This window comes from Pectobacterium actinidiae, assembly GCF_000803315.1.
Lineage (GTDB): Bacteria > Pseudomonadota > Gammaproteobacteria > Enterobacterales > Enterobacteriaceae > Pectobacterium > Pectobacterium actinidiae.
On record NZ_JRMH01000001.1, the window covers coordinates 2,861,758 to 2,883,132 of the forward strand.

Annotated in this window: 17 protein-coding genes, 5 tRNA genes and 2 pseudogenes; 10 read left to right on the top strand and 14 right to left on the bottom strand. The window is 46.0% G+C overall.

The window, feature by feature from the left end; all coding sequences use genetic code 11:
• The first annotated feature begins 234 nt into the window (after positions 1-234).
• The 3 genes from KKH3_RS12240 to KKH3_RS12245 all read left to right on the top strand — a co-directional run bounded on the left by KKH3_RS12240 (position 235) and on the right by KKH3_RS12245 (position 4,424).
• Positions 235-2,892: a type I restriction endonuclease subunit R gene (locus tag KKH3_RS12240; RefSeq protein WP_268807954.1), complete on the top strand. Its 2,658-nt coding sequence runs from the start codon at positions 235-237 to the stop codon at positions 2,890-2,892.
• The gene (locus KKH3_RS22600; RefSeq protein WP_268807953.1) at positions 2,865-3,431 is read left to right on the top strand and encodes a type I restriction endonuclease subunit R, EcoR124 family; all 567 of its coding nucleotides are present in this window, start codon (positions 2,865-2,867) and stop codon (positions 3,429-3,431) included. Before KKH3_RS12240 ends, KKH3_RS22600 begins: the two co-directional genes overlap by 28 nt.
• 66 nt (positions 3,432-3,497) lie before the next feature.
• Complete coding sequence (locus KKH3_RS12245; RefSeq protein ID WP_039359936.1) at positions 3,498-4,424, top strand: IS5 family transposase; 927 nt, start codon at positions 3,498-3,500, stop codon at positions 4,422-4,424.
• Between the two features lie 355 nt (positions 4,425-4,779).
• Here the strand turns inward: KKH3_RS12245 and KKH3_RS12250 are convergent, their stop codons facing one another.
• The 7 genes from KKH3_RS12250 to uvrY form a co-directional block, all read right to left on the bottom strand.
• Positions 4,780-6,045 (bottom strand): tyrosine-type recombinase/integrase, encoded by a 1,266-nt coding sequence (locus KKH3_RS12250; RefSeq protein ID WP_039359939.1) that lies wholly within the window; start codon positions 6,043-6,045, stop codon positions 4,780-4,782.
• A gap of 203 nt (positions 6,046-6,248) precedes the next feature.
• A tRNA-Leu gene (locus KKH3_RS12255) sits at positions 6,249-6,335 on the bottom strand.
• 8 nt (positions 6,336-6,343) lie between these two features.
• A tRNA-Cys gene (locus KKH3_RS12260) sits at positions 6,344-6,417 on the bottom strand.
• A 51-nt stretch (positions 6,418-6,468) separates the two neighbouring features.
• Positions 6,469-6,544, bottom strand: a tRNA-Gly gene (locus tag KKH3_RS12265).
• 139 nt (positions 6,545-6,683) lie between these two features.
• Complete coding sequence (gene pgsA, locus KKH3_RS12270; protein ID WP_010279374.1) at positions 6,684-7,232, bottom strand: CDP-diacylglycerol--glycerol-3-phosphate 3-phosphatidyltransferase; 549 nt, start codon at positions 7,230-7,232, stop codon at positions 6,684-6,686.
• Between the two features lie 58 nt (positions 7,233-7,290).
• Positions 7,291-9,123: an excinuclease ABC subunit UvrC gene (gene uvrC / locus KKH3_RS12275; RefSeq protein ID WP_039359944.1), complete on the bottom strand. Its 1,833-nt coding sequence runs from the start codon at positions 9,121-9,123 to the stop codon at positions 7,291-7,293.
• On the bottom strand, positions 9,116-9,772 hold the full coding sequence (gene uvrY / locus KKH3_RS12280; RefSeq protein ID WP_039359945.1) for a UvrY/SirA/GacA family response regulator transcription factor: 657 nt from the start codon (positions 9,770-9,772) through the stop codon (positions 9,116-9,118). Before uvrY ends, uvrC begins: the two co-directional genes overlap by 8 nt.
• A gap of 642 nt (positions 9,773-10,414) precedes the next feature.
• Here uvrY and KKH3_RS12285 point away from each other — a divergent pair.
• Positions 10,415-10,639 (top strand): DUF2594 family protein, encoded by a 225-nt coding sequence (locus KKH3_RS12285; protein WP_010279363.1) that lies wholly within the window; start codon positions 10,415-10,417, stop codon positions 10,637-10,639.
• 93 nt (positions 10,640-10,732) lie between these two features.
• Here the strand turns inward: KKH3_RS12285 and KKH3_RS12290 are convergent, their stop codons facing one another.
• Positions 10,733-11,020: a basic helix-loop-helix domain-containing protein gene (locus KKH3_RS12290; protein WP_039359947.1), complete on the bottom strand. Its 288-nt coding sequence runs from the start codon at positions 11,018-11,020 to the stop codon at positions 10,733-10,735.
• 455 nt (positions 11,021-11,475) lie between these two features.
• Positions 11,476-11,551 (bottom strand) — tRNA-Lys (locus KKH3_RS12295).
• Between the two features lie 336 nt (positions 11,552-11,887).
• On the opposite strand from KKH3_RS12295, the gene cycA reads away from it, so the two are divergent.
• Positions 11,888-13,300: a D-serine/D-alanine/glycine transporter gene (gene cycA / locus KKH3_RS12300; protein ID WP_039359949.1), complete on the top strand. Its 1,413-nt coding sequence runs from the start codon at positions 11,888-11,890 to the stop codon at positions 13,298-13,300.
• A 170-nt stretch (positions 13,301-13,470) separates the two neighbouring features.
• Here the strand turns inward: cycA and iraP are convergent, their stop codons facing one another.
• Together iraP and KKH3_RS12310 are read right to left on the bottom strand one after the other, a co-directional pair.
• Entirely contained in the window at positions 13,471-13,737 is a 267-nt protein-coding gene (gene iraP, locus KKH3_RS12305) for an anti-adapter protein IraP (RefSeq protein WP_039359950.1), read from the bottom strand.
• Between the two features lie 393 nt (positions 13,738-14,130).
• Positions 14,131-14,400 (bottom strand): annotated as a pseudogene (locus KKH3_RS12310) (LysR family transcriptional regulator); the annotation flags it as partial.
• Between the two features lie 379 nt (positions 14,401-14,779).
• On the opposite strand from KKH3_RS12310, the gene KKH3_RS12315 reads away from it, so the two are divergent.
• Both KKH3_RS12315 and KKH3_RS12320 read left to right on the top strand, forming a co-directional pair.
• Positions 14,780-14,855: transfer RNA gene (locus KKH3_RS12315), tRNA-Asn, on the top strand.
• A gap of 161 nt (positions 14,856-15,016) precedes the next feature.
• Positions 15,017-16,288 carry a tyrosine-type recombinase/integrase gene (locus KKH3_RS12320; protein ID WP_039359954.1) on the top strand — a complete coding sequence of 424 codons (1,272 nt, stop codon included), beginning with the start codon at positions 15,017-15,019 and terminating at the stop codon, positions 16,286-16,288.
• Positions 16,289-16,421: 133 nt separating this feature from the next.
• Here KKH3_RS12320 and KKH3_RS21770 read toward each other — a convergent pair.
• A pseudogene (locus KKH3_RS21770) lies at positions 16,422-16,625 on the bottom strand (helix-turn-helix domain-containing protein); the annotation flags it as partial.
• A 258-nt stretch (positions 16,626-16,883) separates the two neighbouring features.
• Here KKH3_RS21770 and KKH3_RS12325 point away from each other — a divergent pair.
• Positions 16,884-17,156, top strand: coding sequence for a helix-turn-helix domain-containing protein (locus KKH3_RS12325; protein ID WP_014699383.1), 273 nt, complete (start codon positions 16,884-16,886; stop codon positions 17,154-17,156).
• 346 nt (positions 17,157-17,502) lie between these two features.
• On the opposite strand, the gene KKH3_RS12330 is transcribed toward KKH3_RS12325, so the two are convergent.
• Together KKH3_RS12330 and KKH3_RS12335 are read right to left on the bottom strand one after the other, a co-directional pair.
• Entirely contained in the window at positions 17,503-18,561 is a 1,059-nt protein-coding gene (locus tag KKH3_RS12330) for an alpha/beta fold hydrolase (RefSeq protein ID WP_200802232.1), read from the bottom strand.
• A gap of 117 nt (positions 18,562-18,678) precedes the next feature.
• On the bottom strand, positions 18,679-19,302 hold the full coding sequence (locus tag KKH3_RS12335; protein WP_039359958.1) for an NADPH-dependent F420 reductase: 624 nt from the start codon (positions 19,300-19,302) through the stop codon (positions 18,679-18,681).
• A gap of 98 nt (positions 19,303-19,400) precedes the next feature.
• Between KKH3_RS12335 and KKH3_RS12340 the strand changes: the two genes are divergently transcribed.
• Positions 19,401-20,324, top strand: coding sequence for a LysR family transcriptional regulator (locus tag KKH3_RS12340; RefSeq protein ID WP_052201335.1), 924 nt, complete (start codon positions 19,401-19,403; stop codon positions 20,322-20,324).
• Positions 20,325-20,336: 12 nt separating this feature from the next.
• Positions 20,337-21,257, top strand: coding sequence for a LysR family transcriptional regulator (locus KKH3_RS12345; RefSeq protein WP_039359960.1), 921 nt, complete (start codon positions 20,337-20,339; stop codon positions 21,255-21,257).
• Positions 21,258-21,375 lie beyond the last annotated feature (118 nt).

Below are 21,375 nucleotides of genomic sequence, written 5' to 3' on the forward strand. Positions count from 1 at the left end.
CTAAAAGTGAATGGTTCGGTTTAGCGGGATACTTACAGGACAGCTAAAGGGGTAAGTCAGAAAGTTTTAGCTAATCTAAACGTTTCTATACCCACTGATTTGGTCGAGCAGGCTGCTATAGGCAACTACTTTCGAAAGCTGGATTACCTAATCAACAAACACCAACAACAAATTACCAAACTCAATAACATCAAGCAGGCCTGCTTGAGCAAAATGTTTGTATAGGGAGTGCACATGATCACCTTTAAAACCGAAGCGCAATTTGAGCAGGCCTTTATTGAGGTACTCACCAACAAAGGTTGGGAGTCGGAGATACTCAAAAACAAAACCGAAGCCGATTTACTACAAAACTGGGCAAACATTTTGTTTGAAAACAACCGCCAGCGGGATCGCTTGAACGATGTACCGCTTACCGCGACTGAAATGCAGCAAATTATTGAGCAAATCAAAGAGCTTAAAACCCCGCTCAAGCTCAACGGTTTAATCAACGGTAAAACCGTGGCCATTAAGCGTGATAACCCTACAGATACCTTGCATATGGGCAAAGAAGTCAGCTTAAAAATCTACGATCGTCAGGAAATTGCCGCCGGACAAAGCCGTTACCAAATTGTGCAGCAACCCAAATTTGAACGCGGCAGCCCTTTGCGTAATGACCGCCGTGGCGATGTGCTGCTACTGATTAACGGCATGCCGGTGATCCATGTAGAACTAAAGCGCAGCGGCATACCCGTTAGCCAGGCAGTAAATCAAATTGAAAAGTACAGCAAAGAGGGCGTATTTAGCGATCTATTTTCGCTCATCCAGGTGTTTGTAGCTATGGAGCCCAACGAGGCCAAATACTTTTCCAACCCAGGGCTAGACGGCAAGTTTAACCCCGACTATCAATTCAACTGGGCCGATTTTAATAACGAACCCATGAACTACTGGAAAGACATCGCCTCTACCTTGCTTTCTATCCCGATGGCGCACCAGTTGATTGGCTTTTATACCGTTGCCGACGATACCGATGGCGTGCTTAAAGTGATGCGCAGTTATCAGTATTACGCCGCCAATGCGATATCTGACAAAGTGGCCAAAACCAACTGGCAGCAACTGGGTAGCGCGGCCAATAATCCCGATCGCCTCGGGGGTTACGTGTGGCATACCACGGGTTCGGGTAAAACCATGACCAGCTTTAAATCGGCGCAGTTGATCGCACAATCCAAAGATGCCGATAAAGTAATTTTTTTAATTGACAGGATTGAGCTAGGTACTCAGTCGCTCGCAGAATACCGCAATTTTGCGGGCGATGGTGAAGACGTTCAAGCCACCGAAAATACTCACGTGCTTATTACCAAATTAAAAAGCACCGATCCCGCCGATACCTTAATTGTTAGCTCCATTCAAAAAATGAGTAATATTTTTGAAGCAGTAAATGATGAAGGCGTAGCCACCAACGCTGGAGATATTGAAAAAATTCGCGCTAAGCGTTTGGTGTTTATTGTCGATGAGGCACACCGCTCTACCTTTGGCGACATGCTGATTATTATTAAACGTACCTTTCCGCGCGCCTTATTTTTTGGGTTTACCGGTACACCAATTCAAGAAGAAAACGAAAAAAACGGCAATACCACCAGTACCGTATTTGGCAACGAGCTACACCGTTACAGCATCGCCGATGGCATACGCGATGGCAACGTGCTGGGCTTTGACCCTTACAAAGTTCCAACTTTTAGAGACAGTGATCTAAGACAAGCGGTGGCGTTAGAACAAGCCAAAGCCAACACGGTGATGGAGGCCATGGATAACCCAGCCAAAAAGAAAAAGTTTAACCATTTTATGAATGATGTGCCTATGGTTGGTTATAAAGATGCCACTGGCAAATACCACAAAGGCATTGAAGATTATGTGCCTAAAAGCCAATATTTAAGCGAAACTCACCAAGCCAAAGTGGTGGAAGATATTCTGTATAAATGGGATGTGCTCAGCCAAGGCAATAAATTCCACGCCATTTTGGCCACTAATAGCATTGCCGAAGCCATTGACTATTACCGTCATTTAAAAGCCGCCAAACCTGAACTTAAAGTATCGGCCCTGTTTGATCCGAACATTGATAACGACGGCAGTGGCGACCGTGGCCCCACCTTTAAAGGCGATGGCCTGGAAGAAATTATGGCCGACTATAACGCGCGTTATGGCCAGGATTTTGATTTTGCCCGCCATGCAGCCTTTAAAAAAGATTTAGCGGCTCGGCTTGCCCATAAAAAGCCTTACGAGCGCATTCATACCGAGCCTTCAAAGCAATTAGATTTACTGATTGTGGTGGATCAAATGCTCACTGGCTTTGACTCTAAATGGCTTAACACCTTGTATTTAGACAAGGTAATTAAATACCAAAATATTATTCAGGCGTTTTCACGCACCAATCGCTTGTTTGGGCCGGACAAACCCCACGGGATTATCCGCTATTATCGCTATCCGCACACCATGGAGCAGCACATTAACGCTGCGGTAAAACTCTATTCCGGCGACAAGCCTATCGGCCTCTTCGTAGATAAGTTAGAAAGCAATCTTAAAGCCATAAATGAATTAGTGGCTGAAATCACCGAACTGTTTGTCAGCGCAGGTGTTGAGAACTTTGAAAAACTGCCAGAAGATATAGAAGACAGTGCCCAATTCGCCAAATTATTTAACACCTTTAGCCAGCATCTCGAAGCGGCTAAAGTACAAGGTTTACATTGGGAACAGTCGGTCTATTCCTTTACTGAAAATGATGTAGAACATGAGGTAACGCTGGCTATAGACGAACAAACTTACCTGAGCCTAGCCCTGCGCTATAAAGAATTGGTAGGCAAAGGTGATGGCGGTGGCGCGGGGGCGGCGATGTGCCTTTTGATATCAGTGGCTATTTAACTGAAATAGATACTGGAAAAATCGATGCCGACTATATGAACAGCCGCTTTGATAAATTTTTAAAAGAGCTGAACAAACATCAAGACTCTGCGAGCATTGAAACCACCTTAAATGAGCTGCACAAGTCGTTTGCATCGCTCACCCAAAGCGAGCAAAAGTACGCCAAGCTCTTCTTGCACGACTTGCAGCGCGGCGATGCGCAGTTACTTGAAGGCTATACTTTTAGAGACTACATCAACACCTACAAAGATAATGCTGAAAATGCACAATTAAACGCCGTTGTTAATGCTCTTGGTTTAGATAAAGGACTCCTCATAGCATTAATGGCTGATAGTGTTAATGATAAGAATCTCAACGACTTTGGTCGCTTTGACGCACTAAAAGAATCGGTAGATAAAGCAAAAGCCAAGGTCTACTTTGAAAAACAAGACGGCGTAACCATACCTCTTTTTAAACTGAATATTCGCATTGAGCAGTTTTTAAAGCGGTTTATTTTGGCACAAACAGATGATTTCTTGGGTGATAGTGGGCTTTGTTGAATAGATCGAACTTTCGGCGGGAAACAGGATCAGATCGCTCTCACCCCTGACAGAGCGTGGCGCACCGTGGCAAAGCAAAAGTTCAAAATCACCAATTGGAAAACCTACAACCACGCACTCCGTCAACGGGGTTCGCTGACTGTCTGGGTCAGCGACGACGCCACTGCTGCATGGTACGACAAGGCACAACCAAAGCGGCGCGGCAGGCCGCTGCGCTACACGGATACCGCGATAACTACCGCGCTGATGCTCAAAAGCGTTTTCGGCCTTACGCTGCGGGCGCTGCAAGGATTTATCGACTCGGTTTTCCTGATGACGGGAGTGTCGTTGCGCTGCCCGGATTACACCAGCATCAGCAAGCGGGCTCAGAACGTCGACATCAATATCAAGACGCCGACGCGCGGCGAGATAGCGCTTCTGGTCATCGACTCCACCGGACTGAAAGTGTTCGGCGAAGGGGAGTGGAAGGTGAAAAAGCACGGCGCGGAGAAACGGCGGGTGTGGCGCAAGCTGCATCTGGCAGCGGACGCGGCCACGCATGAAATCGTGTGCGCGGACTTGTCATTGAGTGGCGTGACGGACGCACAGACGTTGCCGGGTCTGATAGGCCAGACGCAGCGGAAGATAAAGGAAGCGGTGGCAGACGGCGCTTATGATGTCCGCTACTGTCATGACAGTCTGAAGAGGAAGAAAATCAGGCCGGTGATCCCGCCGCGCAGTGGTGCGACCTACTGGCCTTTGGCGCATTACCCGGAACGGAATCAGGCGGTAGCGTATCAGAGGCTGTCGGGGAGCAATGAGAAATGGAAAGAGAAAGTGGGCTATCACATACGTTCAGTGGCGGAAACGGCGATGTCGCGGATAAAGAAAGTGTGTGGCGGACGGCTGACGCTGCGAAACTATGATGCACAGGTAGGCGAAGCCATGGCGTTGGTGAAAGCGTTAAATCTCATGACGTTGCTGGGTATGCCAAACAGTGTGCGTATTGCCTGACAGAGATGGAAACGGCTTTGCCGTATCTCGAAAATTATTTATTCAACAAAGCGGTGATAGTGATGTTGTTGATGAAGTGATGTAATGGACAGCATCCCTCAGCGTAAGTCCTGCCACACTTATGCTGAGTGTTCTTTTTTCAAAGGAACTGCACCATGAACTCGATAAAAGTCATTAGTATCGGTCTGGCTAAATCTGTCTTTCAGAACTGCGTCTACCGGAAAATAAATACTACTTCCCATCATTGTTTCCTTTTAGATTCATTAAATTGCAAAAAAGTCTCTGTCTTTTGACAGAGGCTTTCTGTGACATGAAATTATTGAATGAGACGTATTACCATAAAAATTGATGTTGATTATTTGAATGGATTATTTACTTTTGTGTAATCAAAAGGCGATATAACGTGCTGCCTATTCGCATCGAGAAAATCAGCCCACCATTGCAGCATCAGCTTACGTTCGTCGAGATGCTCCGCCTTGTGGATATATGCCGCCCGGACGCCGTTACGCTCCTGATGGCTCATCTGCCGTTCCACAGCATCTCTAGACCACAACCCTGACTCAATCAGTGAACTACAGGCCATAGTGCGAAAGCCGTGACCACACACTTCCGTTTTGGTGTCGTAGCCCATCGTTTGCAGCGCTTTGTTTACCGTCCCCTCACTAACGGGTTTTCGTGACGAATGGTCGCCAATGAAAACCAGTTCACAATGCCCACTCACCTCTCTGATCTTTTTAAGGATCTCCAGTGCCTGACGGCTTAGTGGAACAAGATGTGGTGTGTGCATTTTTGAACCGCGCTCGGAGAATTTCACTCCGGGGATCGGTTCACGTTCAGGGGGAATCGTCCACAACGCTCGTTCAAAGTCGATTTCCGGCCAGCGGGCAAAACGCAGTTCACTGGAACGGATAAAAATCAGCAAGGAAAGATTTATCACCCACTTGGTAAACTCACGGCCTTTATAGCCATCTATACGGCCAAATAGTTCATGTAAGCGTTCGAGTTCCAACGCAGGGCGGTGTTCGACTTTGCCGGGCATAATCGCCCCTGCCATATCTTGCGCCGGGTTATAGTCAATCAGGCCGTTTTGTACGGCATAGGTCATAATGGCAGTCACGCGTTGTTTTAGGCGTTTAGCCACTTCTAAGCGTCCAGAGCGTTCGACGCTTTTAATCGGTGTCAGCAAGTCGCGTGTTTTCAGATCTGAGATGTGTTTGCTACCGATAGCGGGGAAAATATTGTCGCTGAGACTTTTCAGGATACGTTCAGCATGGGATTCCGACCACTTCTTATTATCAGTATGCCAAGCGCGAGCAACAGCCTCGAAGGTTTGCTCATCATCTTGTTGTTGCGTTTTGACTGCTTTTTTATGCTCGTTGGGATCAACGCCAGCAGCAATAAGTTTTCGTGCCTCATCGCGTTTCTGACGCGCTTCAGAAAGGGGAACCTCCGGGTAGACACCTAGCGCCAGCGTCTTTTCTTTGCCATCCGAACGATAGCGTAAGCGCCAATATTTAGACCCGTTGGTATGAACCAGAAGAAACATACCGTTTCCATCGGTAAGTTTATAAGGCTTCTCTTCCGGTTTTGCTGAACGTACCTTGATGTCCGTGAGTGCCATAATGCTTTTCCTTCAATAAATGCGTTATTGAGGGTACAAGGATTTACCATACTGAAGTATACCCGCAATTGTACCCGCACAAGCAAGTTGATGTCAGTTGAATTGTGTTGACGTAGGAAGAGTATGGAATGAAGGAGAAGCCAGTAAAACCGTGGGTTTTAGGCAAAAAAATAGACGTCGGTTGACGTCTATTGATTTATCAATGGTGCCCGGGGCGGGACTTGAACCCGCACAGCGCGAACGCCGAGGGATTTTAAATCCCTTGTGTCTACCGATTTCACCACCCGGGCTTAAATATTGGAGGCGCGTTCCGGAGTCGAACCGGACTAGACGGATTTGCAATCCGCTACATAACCGCTTTGTTAACGCGCCAAAATATTTAGGTCTTAGTGACCAACATCCGCAATTGCCGATGTTTTAAATTGGAGCGGGAAACGAGACTCGAACTCGCGACCCCGACCTTGGCAAGGTCGTGCTCTACCAACTGAGCTATTCCCGCAACACAGAACTCACTGATTATCTTAACTTCTTACAAACCAGCGTTGCTGTTGATGCGGTGCATTCTACTGACCTGACGCGATGAGTCAATAAAATTATCAGGTAACCGCGTTCGTTTGCTGGTTTTTACGGCGCTTCGATCAAGGTTCAAGCAGATCGTGTCGCGCGGCGTTCAAATATTGAAACATGGACCAGAAAGTCAGTACAGCCGCGATGTACAACGCCACAACACCGACACCTTCAACAATGCGTTCAGGGCGCCATAGCAAAGCAAAAAGTGCCATCATCTGGGCCGTAGTTTTAACCTTCCCTATCCACGACACCGCAACGCTACTTCTCTTGCCAATTTCAGCCATCCACTCTCGCAATGCTGAAATGATGATTTCCCGTGCGATCATTGTCGCTGCTGGCAGCGTAATCCACCAAGAGTGATAGTATTCTGCAACCAGTACCAGCGCGACAGCCACCATCACTTTATCCGCAACAGGATCGAGGAAGGCACCAAAACGCGTGGTCTGTTTCCAACGGCGGGCAAGGAAACCATCAAACCAATCCGTCACGGCAGCAAACACGAAAATCAACGCGCAGAGCAGCGGTGCCCAGACGAATGGAAGATAAAACGCCAGCACGAAAAACGGAATAAGAGCAACACGAAACAGGGTAAGCAACGTCGGTATATTAAATTGCATAGCGCTTAGGTAACTATCTGGCTGGAGTGGATACTAAGAGTATGTTGCAACATTGTCCCTAGTGTTTCAATGCATGGAAGATTTTTTCTGCCAATGCATGCGAAATTCCAGGAACATTTGCAATCTCCTCAATACTGGCATTCATCAAAGGTTGCAGCCCTCCCATGTATTTCAAGAGGGTTTGACGACGTTTAGGGCCGACACCTTCGATAAGCTCCAGCGTACTGGTATTTCTTACTTTTGCTCTCTTCTTACGATGTCCGCCAATTGCATGGTCATGCGAATCATCACGAATATGCTGAATAACGTGCAATGCGGGAGAATCCGGCGGCAGTGCTACGCCCTCGCCCGTCGACTCAAAAAACAGCGTTTCCAGTCCGGCTTTACGATCGCTGCCTTTCGCGACACCAAGTAACAGAGGCTTGTTTTTATCCCATGATACTTGCAACGAGTCAAACACGGCCTGAGCCTGGCCGAGTTGCCCTTTTCCACCATCGATCACAATGACATCCGGTATTTTACTGTCATCCAGCGCTTTACCATATCGACGCCGGAGGACTTGTGCCATGGCGGCATAATCATCACCTGGCGTAATGCCACTGATATTATAGCGGCGATATTCAGAACGTAACGGACCGTTGGCATCAAATACTACACAGGATGCCACAGTCTGTTCCCCCATCGTATGACTGATATCAAAACACTCCATTCGATGGATTTCTGGCAGTTGCAAGACGTTAGCTAATGCAGACAGACGCTGATGAATTGTGGACTGCTGAGACAATTTTGTGACCAGCGCAGTGGCAGCGTTCGTCCGCGCCAGTTTTAAATAACGAGCACGATCTCCACGAGGTTTCGTCTGAATTTGTACTTTTCTTCCCGCAACTGCCGTTAGAGACTCCGTCAGCAAATCTTTATCGGGCAGAGTGAAATCGAGCAGAATTTCTGTAGGCAACGTTCGGCCTAAGCTGCCCTGTAAATAGAATTGCCCGACAAAAGTCTGCACGACTTCCCCCAATTCCGTACCGCCAGGCACTTTAGGGAAATAACTCCGGCTGCCAAGCACTTTTCCCTGCCGGATGAATAGGACATAGACGCAAGCCATACCAGCATCAAAAGCAACACTGATAACATCCAAATCTTCGCCGTCGCCGGAAACAAATTGTTTTTCCGTCACCCGTCGAACCGCCTGAATCTGATCGCGTATCCGGGCTGCATCTTCAAAATGCAGGTCGCGACTGGCCGCTTCCATCCGGGAAATGAGTTGATTCAGTACTTGCTGATCTTTGCCAGACAAAAACAGGCGAACATAGTCAACCTGCTGTTGATAATCCTCTTCGCTAACCAAACCGCTAACGCAAGGCCCGAGACAGCGACCAATTTGATATTGCAGGCAGGGACGAGAGCGATTGCGATAAACGCTATTTTCACACTGGCGCACCGGAAATAGTTTTTGCAGCAATATTAGCGTTTCACGCACGGCATTGCCGTTGGGAAATGGGCCGAAGTATTCGCCCTTCGCATGCTTAGCCCCACGGTGAACGGCCAAGCGTGGATGCACATCACCACTCAGGAAAATCATGGGATAGGACTTATCGTCGCGCAACAAGACGTTATAACGCGGCTGATAAAGCTTGATGTAGTTGTGTTCCAGCAGCAAAGCTTCAGTTTCTGTGTGCGTGATCGTGACATCAATATGCTTGATGCTTTTGACTAATGCCTCGGTTTTACGGCTGGCAACATGACTGCGGAAATAGCTGGCGAGTCGTTTTTTTAAGTCTTTTGCCTTACCAACGTAGATGACCGTATTACCGGCATCATACATCCGGTAGACACCGGGCTGGCTCGTTACCGTTTTTAAAAATGCCGAAGCATCGAAACTCTCACTCACTACTTAACAATGTCTCCGCGGTAAAAAGCCCGTGCTTGATAGCCAGATGGGTCAGCTCTACGTCGCCGTTGATATTCAGCTTGCTAAACATACGGTAACGATAGCTGTTCACTGTTTTAGGGCTTAGGTTCAGCTGATCTGAGATTTCAGTCACTTTCTGACCCTTCGTTATCATTAGCATAATCTGTAATTCGCGTTCAGACAAACACTCCAGCGGCGCATCCGTCTGCGGATCCAACTGGCTTAATGCCATCTGTTGAGCAATATCAGAAGCAATATACCGTTTACCTGCATGTACTGCGCGAATGGCAGAGATCACTTCCTGAGGGGCGGCAGCTTTACTCACATACCCCGCGGCACCAGCCTGCATCACTTTAGCAGGCAACGGATTCTCAGTGTAAATAGTGAGCATGATAACTTTTATATCTGGAGTAAAACGCAGGATCTTGCGCGTTGCTTCAAGCCCGCCGATGCCCGGCATGCTCATGTCCATCAGGACAACATCCACATCATTGCTCCGGCACCATTTGACGGCATCTTCACCGCAGCATGCCTCACCAACCACTTTCAGACCTTTGATATCGTCAAGAATGCGTCGTATCCCTGCCCGCACCAGTTCATGGTCATCAACAAGAAAAACGCTAATCAAAGAATAATTCTCCAAAAAAGGGAGTAACACTTACATAAAAAGTTGCTTGCAGGTGATACTACGTTGGTTTCAAAAAATAATGAACACAGATTTATATGAATATGAATTTTAAAATATGCCGAGAAGGAATAAAGCGCATTCTCGATCATAACAATATATCGTTAACCTGATGGTGAATGTTGATCACACTCTTAACATTTCAAATACGTCACACAGTATAAACAGCTCGCTGGCACAAAATGTATAAAAAATAACGCAAATCAAATGGCATACAATTGGCTTTATATCTTGAATGTCAATAAAAAATCACTATTGTAATCAGCATGTGATTGGAAATTTCACCTCGTCAGCCACTGTATTATACAAATAATATATTCAGTGAAAAACGTCCATAGTGAACATCATATGTATTAAACAAAACACATCTATAGCCTTTATCACAAAAAAACATTCAAAATATAGACACTATTTTAATAAGTTAAATGCATAAAAAACAGTCACTAAAATGGCTTTATCCGCGAATAATATCAATCCACAATATGCTTTATGTTATACTCTCGCCCATCTGGTTATGCCTGTCGCGTCGGCGGTAACGCCCGCAGCAGGCGAAGGAAAACATCTTTTTCTTGTTGAGGAGAAAACATGAGCAACGCAGATTTTTCTACTGCTGCATCCGCTGAAACACTGGCCCATGAGGTGACCTGCCTGAAGGCGATGGTTACGCTGTTATTAAAAGCAATCGGCCAGGCGGACGCCGGTAAAGTTATCATCAATATGGAAAGGTATATTGCTCAATTGGAAGATGCCGAGCAAGCCGCAGTCTTTGATAACACGATTAAACAAATCAAAACCAGCTACCGTAAATAGCACTATTTGCTACACCGCCATCTTAATAATTTGATCTGGCGGTGTAGTGATATTTATCATTGCCTTCCTGACTTAAGAAATAGAGACGCTCGTCTATTTATTTCCGATACTGATAAGTTTCAAAAGCAATGCCTTTTCTTTCTTTTTATATTGCGTTAACTCCATCACCAACGCTTTATCCAGGAACTGTTTTCTGGAAAGTGCTTTTCTTTCATTAACCAGTTCCCTCAGTTCGGTGAAGCATTCATTTATTTTGTACTCTTTTGAACTTTCTGTACAAATTATCTCATGGATTGTCTGGCTCAGCTCAGACAATGAGATAACTGATTTTGGATCCTGGTGACTTTTTTCTATGACAGCCAGTAATTTTTCGAATCCCATATGAACCTCCGAAATCAAGCAGAAACTTGCTTATGGCTAACCAGGAAACTCCAGCTACCTCTAAACGCCGCCCCAGTGGATATGAACACTACCCTGTGCAAACAATTCGTAACATCATAAACGATCTGTCAACTATTCCATCTGTTAAGCATAGCACCTTCTCGCAACTCTTCAGGACGAACGGGGCACATTCTCACCAGGCAGAGTGATAGCTTTCAGCGATATCACCAACCCTCCTATATTCACCTGGCGTTAAAGCGTTATATGAATAAAGCATGTCCGAAACAGTCAAAACGATTAAGCAAGGGGAATTATGATAAAAGTGAGATGAATCAAAAAAAGGATATAGATTAACGCAGGAAATACGATTAATGTTAAGAATGGATACAATTAAAAACTAACCAAAGAAAAAATAATAACAAAATGAAATAAAAACTATAACTTATTGAAATTGTTGGTGGGTCGTGCAGGGTTCGAACCTGCGACCAATTGATTAAGAGTCAACTGCTCTACCAACTGAGCTAACGACCCAACGGGGAGGATTATTCTCCTCCTCGGCATGCCTGTCAAACACTTCATATTAATTTTTTATGCGTGATAATAGAATTGTTAGCGATTGGTAATTTTGTTAACCTGTTCATCCTATTTATCTCTGCCCCCTCATCAATTTATATTCTCTTCATTTTAGGGTAAAAAACATACAGCATCACTTTACATCATTATCTGCCCTCTTATGCCCGGCAATCTCAGACATCCGCTGTAATAAGTACTGCGGTTGCGCTATCTTATTCGTTTCGATTTTCGCAAACGAGAGCCGCCAAAGAGCTCAAAAAAACATCACAGACAGAAACAGGAAAGTGTACTTACATGGTCGAACAATCAAAAGAAGCCGCAGACCTTGCTCCTGAACAAGGAGAGGGACTGCAACGGAATCTGACTAATCGTCATATTCAGCTCATCGCCATCGGCGGAGCGATCGGTACTGGGTTATTCATGGGCTCGGGCAAAACAATCAGCATGGCCGGTCCTTCGATCATCTTCGTTTATATGATCATTGGCTTTATGCTGTTTTTTGTCATGCGTGCAATGGGAGAACTATTACTCTCCAACCTCAACTATAAATCATTCAGCGATTTCGCTGCTGACCTACTTGGGCCATGGGCGGGTTTCTTTACCGGCTGGACTTACTGGTTCTGCTGGGTCGTAACCGGGATCGCCGATGTCGTAGCCATTAGTGCCTACTCTCAATTCTGGTTCCCTGATTTATCGCAGTGGGTCTCTTCCCTGCTTTGCGTTCTGCTATTACTGACGCTAAATCTGGCAACCGTGAAGCTGTTTGGTGAGATGGAATTCTGGTTCGCGATGATAAAAATTGTCGCTATCGTTGCGTTGATCGTGGTCGGTGTCGCGCTGGTCATGATGCAATTCTCTTCCCCATCAGGAAACGTCGCCTCTTTTACCAACCTCTGGAATGATGGTGGCATGTTCCCTAAAGGAATAAGCGGTTTCTTCGCCGGATTTCAAATCGCCGTATTCGCATTTGTCGGCATAGAACTGGTTGGGACGACCGCCGCTGAAACTAAAAATCCGAAAGTCGTGCTGCCGCGCGCAATTAACGCCATTCCAATTCGTATCATCATGTTTTATGTTTTTGCGTTAATCATGATTATGTCCGTCACTCCGTGGAGTGCAATCACGGCAGATCGCAGTCCTTTCGTGGAAATGTTCGTGCTGGTTGGCTTACCAGCGGCTGCCAGTATGATCAACTTTGTCGTCCTGACATCGGCGGCATCCTCAGCCAATAGCGGCGTATTTTCCACCAGCCGCATGCTCTTTGGCCTGGCGAAACAAGGCGATGCGCCGAAAAGTTTCGGTATGCTCTCTAAACGCGCGGTTCCTTCGACGGGATTGATGTTTTCCTGCATTTGTTTGCTGTCGGGTGTGGTGTTGATCTACCTGATTCCGAACGTGATGACGGTCTTTACGCTGGTGACCACCGTCTCCGCAATTTTATTCATGTTCATCTGGAGCATCATCCTGTGCTCTTACCTGACATACCGTAAAAAACGCCCTCAGCTACATGCCGAGTCATCCTATAAAATGCCGTTGGGTATTTTCATGTGCTGGATATGTCTAGCCTTTTTCGCTTTTGTTATTGTACTGTTAACATTACAGCCAGATACACGGCAGGCGCTTATTGTCACACCGCTGTGGTTTATTGTTCTGGCTATTGCTTATCAGTTTATTCGTCGGAAAAAGCAGTCTGTTGACGTGAAGTAAAAGGGATAAACGCAAGAAAGGCGCGGACAACGTCGGCGCCTTCAATTTTTTTCAGAAAAATCACGCATAGCACAAGTATTCTCTATTATTGGATATAAACAGTTCTCAATTGTATATACGAAAATTAATATGCGAACAATTAATGTCGTCACCATTGATATATAAGAAAGTTATTCCCGTAATGGAACGGTTGTGATTCGATTGATGTTTTTTGCTAATAGTTCGAGAGCTAAGTAATTATGTTTATCCTTCTGCTGCGAAGCATCAGCAACCACACCTTCTATCTTTTTATTTAACTCATTGATTTTTCTGTCATCAAGTGTTGAAACAATAGCAGAGATCAGCATCTCTAACGATTCAATCTTCGCGTTCAGCGCTTTTTCTCCAACTTCTTTTTCTGCCAGCTTAATTAAAAGATGAGAGAGGATATTATTCATTTGAACTCCTTAATCAAAAAAATAACCGTCATACACCCATAAGGCAACACCTGTTCTTGGTGCACAGGATTAGAGAAAACATAACGAAGATTAATGTAACACTGTGAATGGCCTGACCGCTAGTGTCTATTACCATTTTAAGGAAATCATATTCACACGGCAGCAATAAAATGAAGCTACAGATAAATAGACCAAATAAATAAAAAAACTAAAAAACCATTTTATTTTGAAGATTGAAAATTCCTGTTTTGAGGAAGATCGATAATGCCGTAAATGTGATTAACCTCACAAAAAAACAAGAAAGAGCACCATTTTGATAGAACTTCAAACAACAAAATCTGATAGGTAGCCAGCCATCGGTAAATGGCTGGCTCTATGATCACGAGCTTACGCACTCATTGATTGCCGTGCGCCACTCACCGCATCCTTTGCTTGTTCGCACTGTGACAATATCGTTTGTGCATGAGAATAAAGAATTTTCCCCGCCTCAGTGGGCGTAACACCACGCCGACTCCGCACCAGCAGCTGTTTTTCAAGTTCACTCTCCAGCGTCGCGACCTGCTGGCTCAGCGCCGGTTGTGCAATATGCAACAACTCAGCAGCCTGTGTCAGGCTACCGATATCAACGATTTTCACAAAATATTTGAGCCGTCTAAGATTCATGTCTGCCTCCTGAGTAGTTACTCTAAAGAGGTAGCAAAAAGCGCGCCATATTATGGCTTCATGTCTAAGAAAAAGTGATACCTCATTGATAAGCCACAGGTAAAATAAGGAAAAGCAATGATTCTGCTAACCAAAACACCTGATTTTGTCTAGGAAACCGGTCATCAAGCCAATACCAACCTGCACCATCGTAAAGCAACTCCTGCTATTTTAGGGTGCAAATCTGCTCGCTAATCAGCGTATTTCAATGCTTTCTCGTGCTCAACTTGAGCAATAATTTCAATATGTTGGTTATTAGTTCGGCAATCAAACGTACCAAGCGATAACAGCCTTTGACAACCCGAAACGCTCCCGCTATTATCCATCGCACTTAACCGATTCCTCTGTAGTTCAGTCGGTAGAACGGCGGACTGTTAATCCGTATGTCACTGGTTCGAGTCCAGTCAGAGGAGCCAAATTATTGTTCTCATGCCTCTTTTAGAATCCTTATGTGATTAAGATTCAATAGATTAGCGTGAAAAGTCTTCCCGATGCATTTTCAGTTTTCTCTCCGCATCGGGAGAATTTGGTGGTCAGATTTGGGGTCAAGTTGGTTCGATGACGGAGTGACCCCCAAATGTCTCTTAACGACTCAAAAATCCGCAACTTAAAACCATCAGCAAAACCCTTCAAAGTTTCCGATTCTCATGGTCTGTACCTTTTAGTTAATCCCGGCGGTTCACGTCTCTGGTATCTCAAATATCGCATCAATAGAAAAGAATCCCGCCTCGGCTTAGGTGCCTACCCTGATGTATCTCTGGCCGACGCTCGTCAGCAACGTGACGGTATTCGAAAATTGCTGGCTCAGAATATCAACCCAGCACAACAGCGATCCGCTGAACGAACCACTTCCTCACCAGAAAAAACCTTCAAGACCGTGGCATTGAGCTGGCATAAAAGCAACCGAACATGGTCAGAGAACCATGCTGCCCGTCTGCTCGCCAGCATGAACAATCATATCTTCCCGATAATTGGACACCTGCCGGTCACCGAACTGAAAACCCGTCATTTCATCGACCTGCTGAAAGGGATTGAAAAAAGAGGTCTGCTGGAAGTGGCGGCACGTACCCGACAGCATATGTGCAACATTATGCGTCATGCTGTGCATCAGGAGTTGATAGAGCACAATCCGGCGGCAAATCTGGATGGCATAATCGCCCCTCCCATCAAACGCCACTACCCTGCCCTTCCGCTGGAAAAACTCCCGGAACTTTTGACTCGCATTGAGGGTTACCAGCAAGGACGAGAGTTAACCCGCCTGGCAGTATCACTCACTCTGCACCTGTTTATCCGTTCCAGCGAACTGCGTTTCGCCCGTTGGTCTGAGATTGATTTCAGAAACAAAATCTGGACCATTCCTGCCACTCGTGAGTCCATCCCCGGAGTCCGCTATTCAGGGCGTGGCGCGAAAATGCGTACCCCGCATATCGTTCCTCTATCCAGTCAGTCCATCACTATTCTGAAACAGATAAGGGAAATCTCCGGGCATCAGGAACTGATATTTCCCGGTGACCATAATCCGTATAAACCAATGTGCGAAAACACGGTCAACAAGGCGTTGCGCTTGATGGGTTATGACACGAAAGATGAAATCTGTGGCCACGGATTCCGCGCAATGGCCTGTAGTGCCCTGATGGAATCCGGACTGTGGGCGCAGGATGCGGTTGAACGACAGATGAGCCATCAAGAACGCAATAGCGTTCGAGCGGCTTACATCCATAAAGCTGAATATCTCGATGCTCGTAAAGCGATGATGCAATGGTGGTCGGATTATCTGGATACCAACCGGGAAGAATATGTTGCGCCATACATTTATGCTCAACAACATAAGACGGCTGGAGCTGCCTGATCGATAACGCTCCTAAGAGCAGATTCTGATAACAGGATCTGCTTTTCAGACAGCGAGAAAATCTTGCCTCAGCATTTCACAAACAGTCGAGAAATGTCAGTAAATTGCTCAGACTGGATACGTGAATGAAAGTCTATTGCGGGGTAATCAACAACGTAGAATTAGGGTTACTTTTCTTATAACGATGGTACTGCAAGATTAGCGTTGCGAGATCTTCATCGACAGCATAGAAATACGCTTCCGGCACATCCAGCACAGCCGCAAACCGACAAACCAGACCAAAATTCGGTGAACTGACTTCCCTTTCATATTGGCTTACGCGGGAACCCGACGTTTCTATCTTTATCATAAGGTTAAAAAGCAACCAAAAATAAAGATAAAATTTATTAAGCCAAGAAATGCTTTAAGAATGGATTACTAACTGAAGCGATAATAAATCTGCATTAATAATGCTCTGTGGATAATACCATGATTGATAAGAGATTAAGACTAGCCCGAGTGAACAAAGGATTAAAGCAGACAGAAACTATTGTCTCATTGGTCTGGATGGATAGCTTACTGGAAGAAGTAAAGTTTTAATCCAAGAGGAGGACGTATGAACATTGAACAACAGGAACAACGAATGGACTGGCATCCTGCCGATATCATTGCAGCCCTGCGCAAACGAAAGACGACGTTAGCCGCCGTATCACGTGAGGCGGGTCTTAGTTCATCAACGCTTGCAAATGCACTAAACCGACCCTGGCCGAAAGGCGAACGACTGATCGCCGACGCACTGGGCATTCCAGCGAGTGAAATCTGGCCGAATCGTTATTTCGATTCACAAGGGCAGCGCATTCCGCGAGAAATTCGTCATAAAAACAATTAGATCAGTTGCTGGTTTAAGCGCCAACCATCAGGGAAAACAAATTCTTATCTCAACCTAATTCAACAGTACCGCATCATCAATTGGTTCGTTAATTACCTCGAACCAATTGATATGCCCTGAGTCAGGATATTTCCATTTCCTTTTTGATGCAAAGTTTTGATAGTGTTGTTCGGTGTAAAATCAGTAACGCGTGTAGTAAATGCCGATATGAACCAGATAGCCTATCTAGTGATTATTTCCCAAAGCTAAAATTTTAGAAATGTCGAGTGAAAAGAAATCAATAAAATCATCGTTACTACCCACTAATCCTATTCCTCATGGGTAGTGGTAACAACAATCGTTCTCTTTATTTACTAAGTTTATTATCACTCTCAGTTGTCTTTAAATTGCCATTGGCTTTCCCGTTCAGAAACGATTTAAGTTCAGACGTAAATTTGCGCGGGTTTTTGAACATCAAAAAGTGATCACCTTGTTCTTCACGGGTAAAAATAAATAATCTGGAGTCCGGTATGACCGACTGCATCCAGCGCTGGCTTTCAATATATGGACTGTATTCACCGGTAAATATTGCCGTTGGAATATCTATCTTGTGTTCAATAACATCCCGCCAGTCATTGGTCAGATGATCAAAGAGAACCCGTTCGAGGTCCTGTGGTTTGTTATGAGTTACCTGACGGGAAAAATTCTCAGAACTTGCAAACCAAGGTGAATCCATTAACTGAACCCGTTCGAATGCATTCAGGTCGGAAACAAGTTTATTCGGTGTTTTCATACCACGGAATGCTTCAATCATTGCTTCGGGTGAAGTCACACTTCCGCCAGCTTGCAGGCGTTCCTGCTCTGTCCAGTTTTGATGGCTGTAGATAGAGGGGGACTCATCCACAAATGCAATTCGTTCTATGTTAGAAGTCCCAAATAAATCGATATAACTCCACAGAACAGATGCCCCCATGGACCATCCACTAAAACTGGCTTTAGTAATACCTGCATGCTGCGTCATTTCCCGGAGATCCATGGCAAAACGGGATATACGACTTCCATAGGATGCAGATTCAGATAGCCCCTGATTTCTGGGATCCAGTACATAAACATGATAGTCCTGACTTAAAAGGTACATCACATAGATATACTCAGCCCCGTTAGCTGCCCAACCAGGAACAAAAACCAGAGGCTGCCCTTTCCCTGCTTCCCAGTAACGAAGTTTGACACCATCGCTGGTGGTAAACGTGTTTATCTTTAAGCCCTTGAATTCGGACAGCCTAGATGGCATCCCCTTAGGCGGAGCGGAAAAAATAACGTCCTGACCAATGACATCAACGGCAGAAGCGGCAAATACGGCATGAGATGTAATAGTCATAAGAAGAGTGAAAACCCCTTGGACAACATGCTTTTTAAAATTTTTCACAACAATATCCGGATAAATTGTATGTGCAGGTGAACCCGTCTGAAACAGTTCAGGAATCGAACGGGCTCCAATAAAAAATTATCCGACCGAGGGTAGCCGGATAATTGTTCAGAATATTTAGGCTTTCACCCAGGCAGGAGCGACCACGGGTCCCTGACCCAAGAAATAACCAAACTGGATATTCATAGCGCCAAGAGGCTCAAGGTAACGGCTGTTCTTGAGGGGGCCCGCATTCACCGGTTCCAGATTAACGGATGTCGCCAGTTCGGCAACCTGCTCACGTGCCCGCTCATTATCCCCGGCTATAAATACCTGTAATTTATTGCTCTGGCGTGATTCTTCTGGGAGCAACTGAGCAAAAAGCGTATTGAACGCTTTCACAACGTTAGCTCCCAGAGCCAGTTTCTGAATTTCTTCTGCCGCTGAGGTCTCATGACCAATAACCAGTTCACTGAAATCAGCACTCACCGGGTTGGAAATATCGACCAGCACTTTACCATTCAGGTCGCCAGCGGCTGAAATGATGTCAGATACTGCACCGAAAGGAGTGGCAAGAACCACAATATCAGCAACAGAGATAGCAGCAGCAATTCCGCCCCCCTGAACAGATGGACCTAACTTGCGAGCCAGTTCAGCGGCTTTAGCCGGATCCCGGTGCCCAATGAAGACATCATGCTTACCCGAAAAAAGTGCAGCAAGGCCTGCACCCATATTGCCTGTACCAATTACGCCAATTTTCATGTTTCGTTCCTCTTGATGATCAACGAAACCAGTCTATTATTGCGTCATAGCATGATAAATTGCTTTAATGTTTGGACATTATAACCGGATTGTTTCCAATGGATCGACTGACCAGCATGGCTATCTATGTCAAAGCAGTGGAACTGGGTTCCTTTTCAGCCGCAGCGGATGCAATGAATCTGTCTGCACAGCTTGTGGGTAAGCATGTTGCTGCACTTGAGCACCATCTGGGTGTACGATTAATCAGCAGAACAACCCGGCAACATAGCCTGACTGAGGCGGGCCATCATTTTTATGAGCGTGCAAAAATTATTCTTGCGGAGGTAGAGATAGCCGAATCGTTTGCCGAGGAAGTGAGGGTTGTTCCGCGTGGCAGACTTAAAATCAATGCCCCCGTGACATTCGGCATCAATGCGCTTGCTCCTCTTCTGCCGCTATTTCTTGAAGAACATCCTGAAATATCGGTCGAAATGACGCTAACTAACCGTAAAGTGGACCTGATTGACGAAGGATACGATGCCGTTTTCCGTGTCGGAGCACTGGCGGACAGTGCTTTGATGGCAAAATCCCTTGCCCCTTACCAGTTGCTTCTTTGCGCAGCACCTGATTATCTGAAAAAAGCACTGTCACTGGAAAAACCAGAAGACTTATTGCAGCATGAATGCTTGATCTTCACTCATACCTCCCTCAGAACACAGTGGGAATTTGATGGTCCGGAAGGCCATGTTTCCCTGCCCGTTTCCGGGCGTCTGCTTCTGGACAGTGGCGAGGCGCTGGTCAGCGCAGCCTTGTCTGGTTTTGGTATTGCAATGCAACCAACAGAACTGGTATGGCCGCACATTGTGGCAGGCAGACTGGAACATGTATTACCCGAATACAGCGTACCCTCAAGGCCTTTGCATGTAATGTATGCCCCAGACAGAAGGCTGACACCCAAGCTTCGCAGCTTTCTTGATTTTTCGACCCGTCACTTCGGCACTGGTCCTGGGAAATCACTCCCGGCTAGCGGCCGTGTGTTGTAGTGGAATTCCTGTATGCCAGCACCTTTCACCACTGATTCTCTCCGGGCCATTGTCCATTTTGTTGCCGTGGCGGATGCACACAGTTTTACCGAAGCAGCCGAGCAACTGGGAATGACCCGCTCAGCAATTGGTAAGAGCATTGTCCGGCTGGAAGAACGACTGGGCACGAAGCTTTTTCACCGTACAACACGAAAAATAACATTGACCACCGAAGGTGAGGCTTATCTTGCCAGTTGCAGAAGCGCACTGGAAACAATGCAAGCCGCAGAGTCATCCCTGCTCGCCAAACAGACAGAACCATCAGGCGTGGTCAGAATTGATATGCCAGCTGCATTTGGAAAAACCGTTATGATGCCGGTGCTGCTGCAAATCGCCGCGCAGTATCCCGAACTCCGACTGGTGCTGACATTCAATGACCGTATTATTGATCCACTGGATGTGGGGTTTGACCTTGCTATTCGCTTTGGTCCTCTGAAAGACACGACTGATTTAGTTGCCCGCTCCCTGAATGCACAACATTTGCTCCTGTGTGCGTCGTCAGAGTATCTGTCCCGTTATGGGACACCTCTTACTTTGGAAGATTTGGATAAACACCGCTGTATTATGGCCTGGCGGGGAGGCTCGCCACTCAACTGGTTAGTTCGCGATCCGCAGGGACAGGATATACGTTTCAATCCGGTTCCATTTCATCAGATAAGTGACGGTGATGCCATGATAGCAGCAGGGGTTGCCGGAGCAGGAATTATACAGTTCCCTGAATCCCTACTGCGTCCCTATTTTACTGATGCGAAACTTATTCCCATTCTACCGGAACTGACACCGTCGCCTACAGAACTGAGCGTAATCTGGCCTCGTGCCAGGGCACTCATGCCCGGGGTCAGGTTCATTATTGATGAGCTGATCCGACTAGCCGATATCAATACATTTGCCTGATTAGGGAAAAAAATTCCCCACTGCGTCCCCTACACATGGGTTTATCAATTGTTCACTCTGTACGACGATAGTTAACAGATTCTGCAACGCACTATCTGTTAACTATCCACAATGAGGG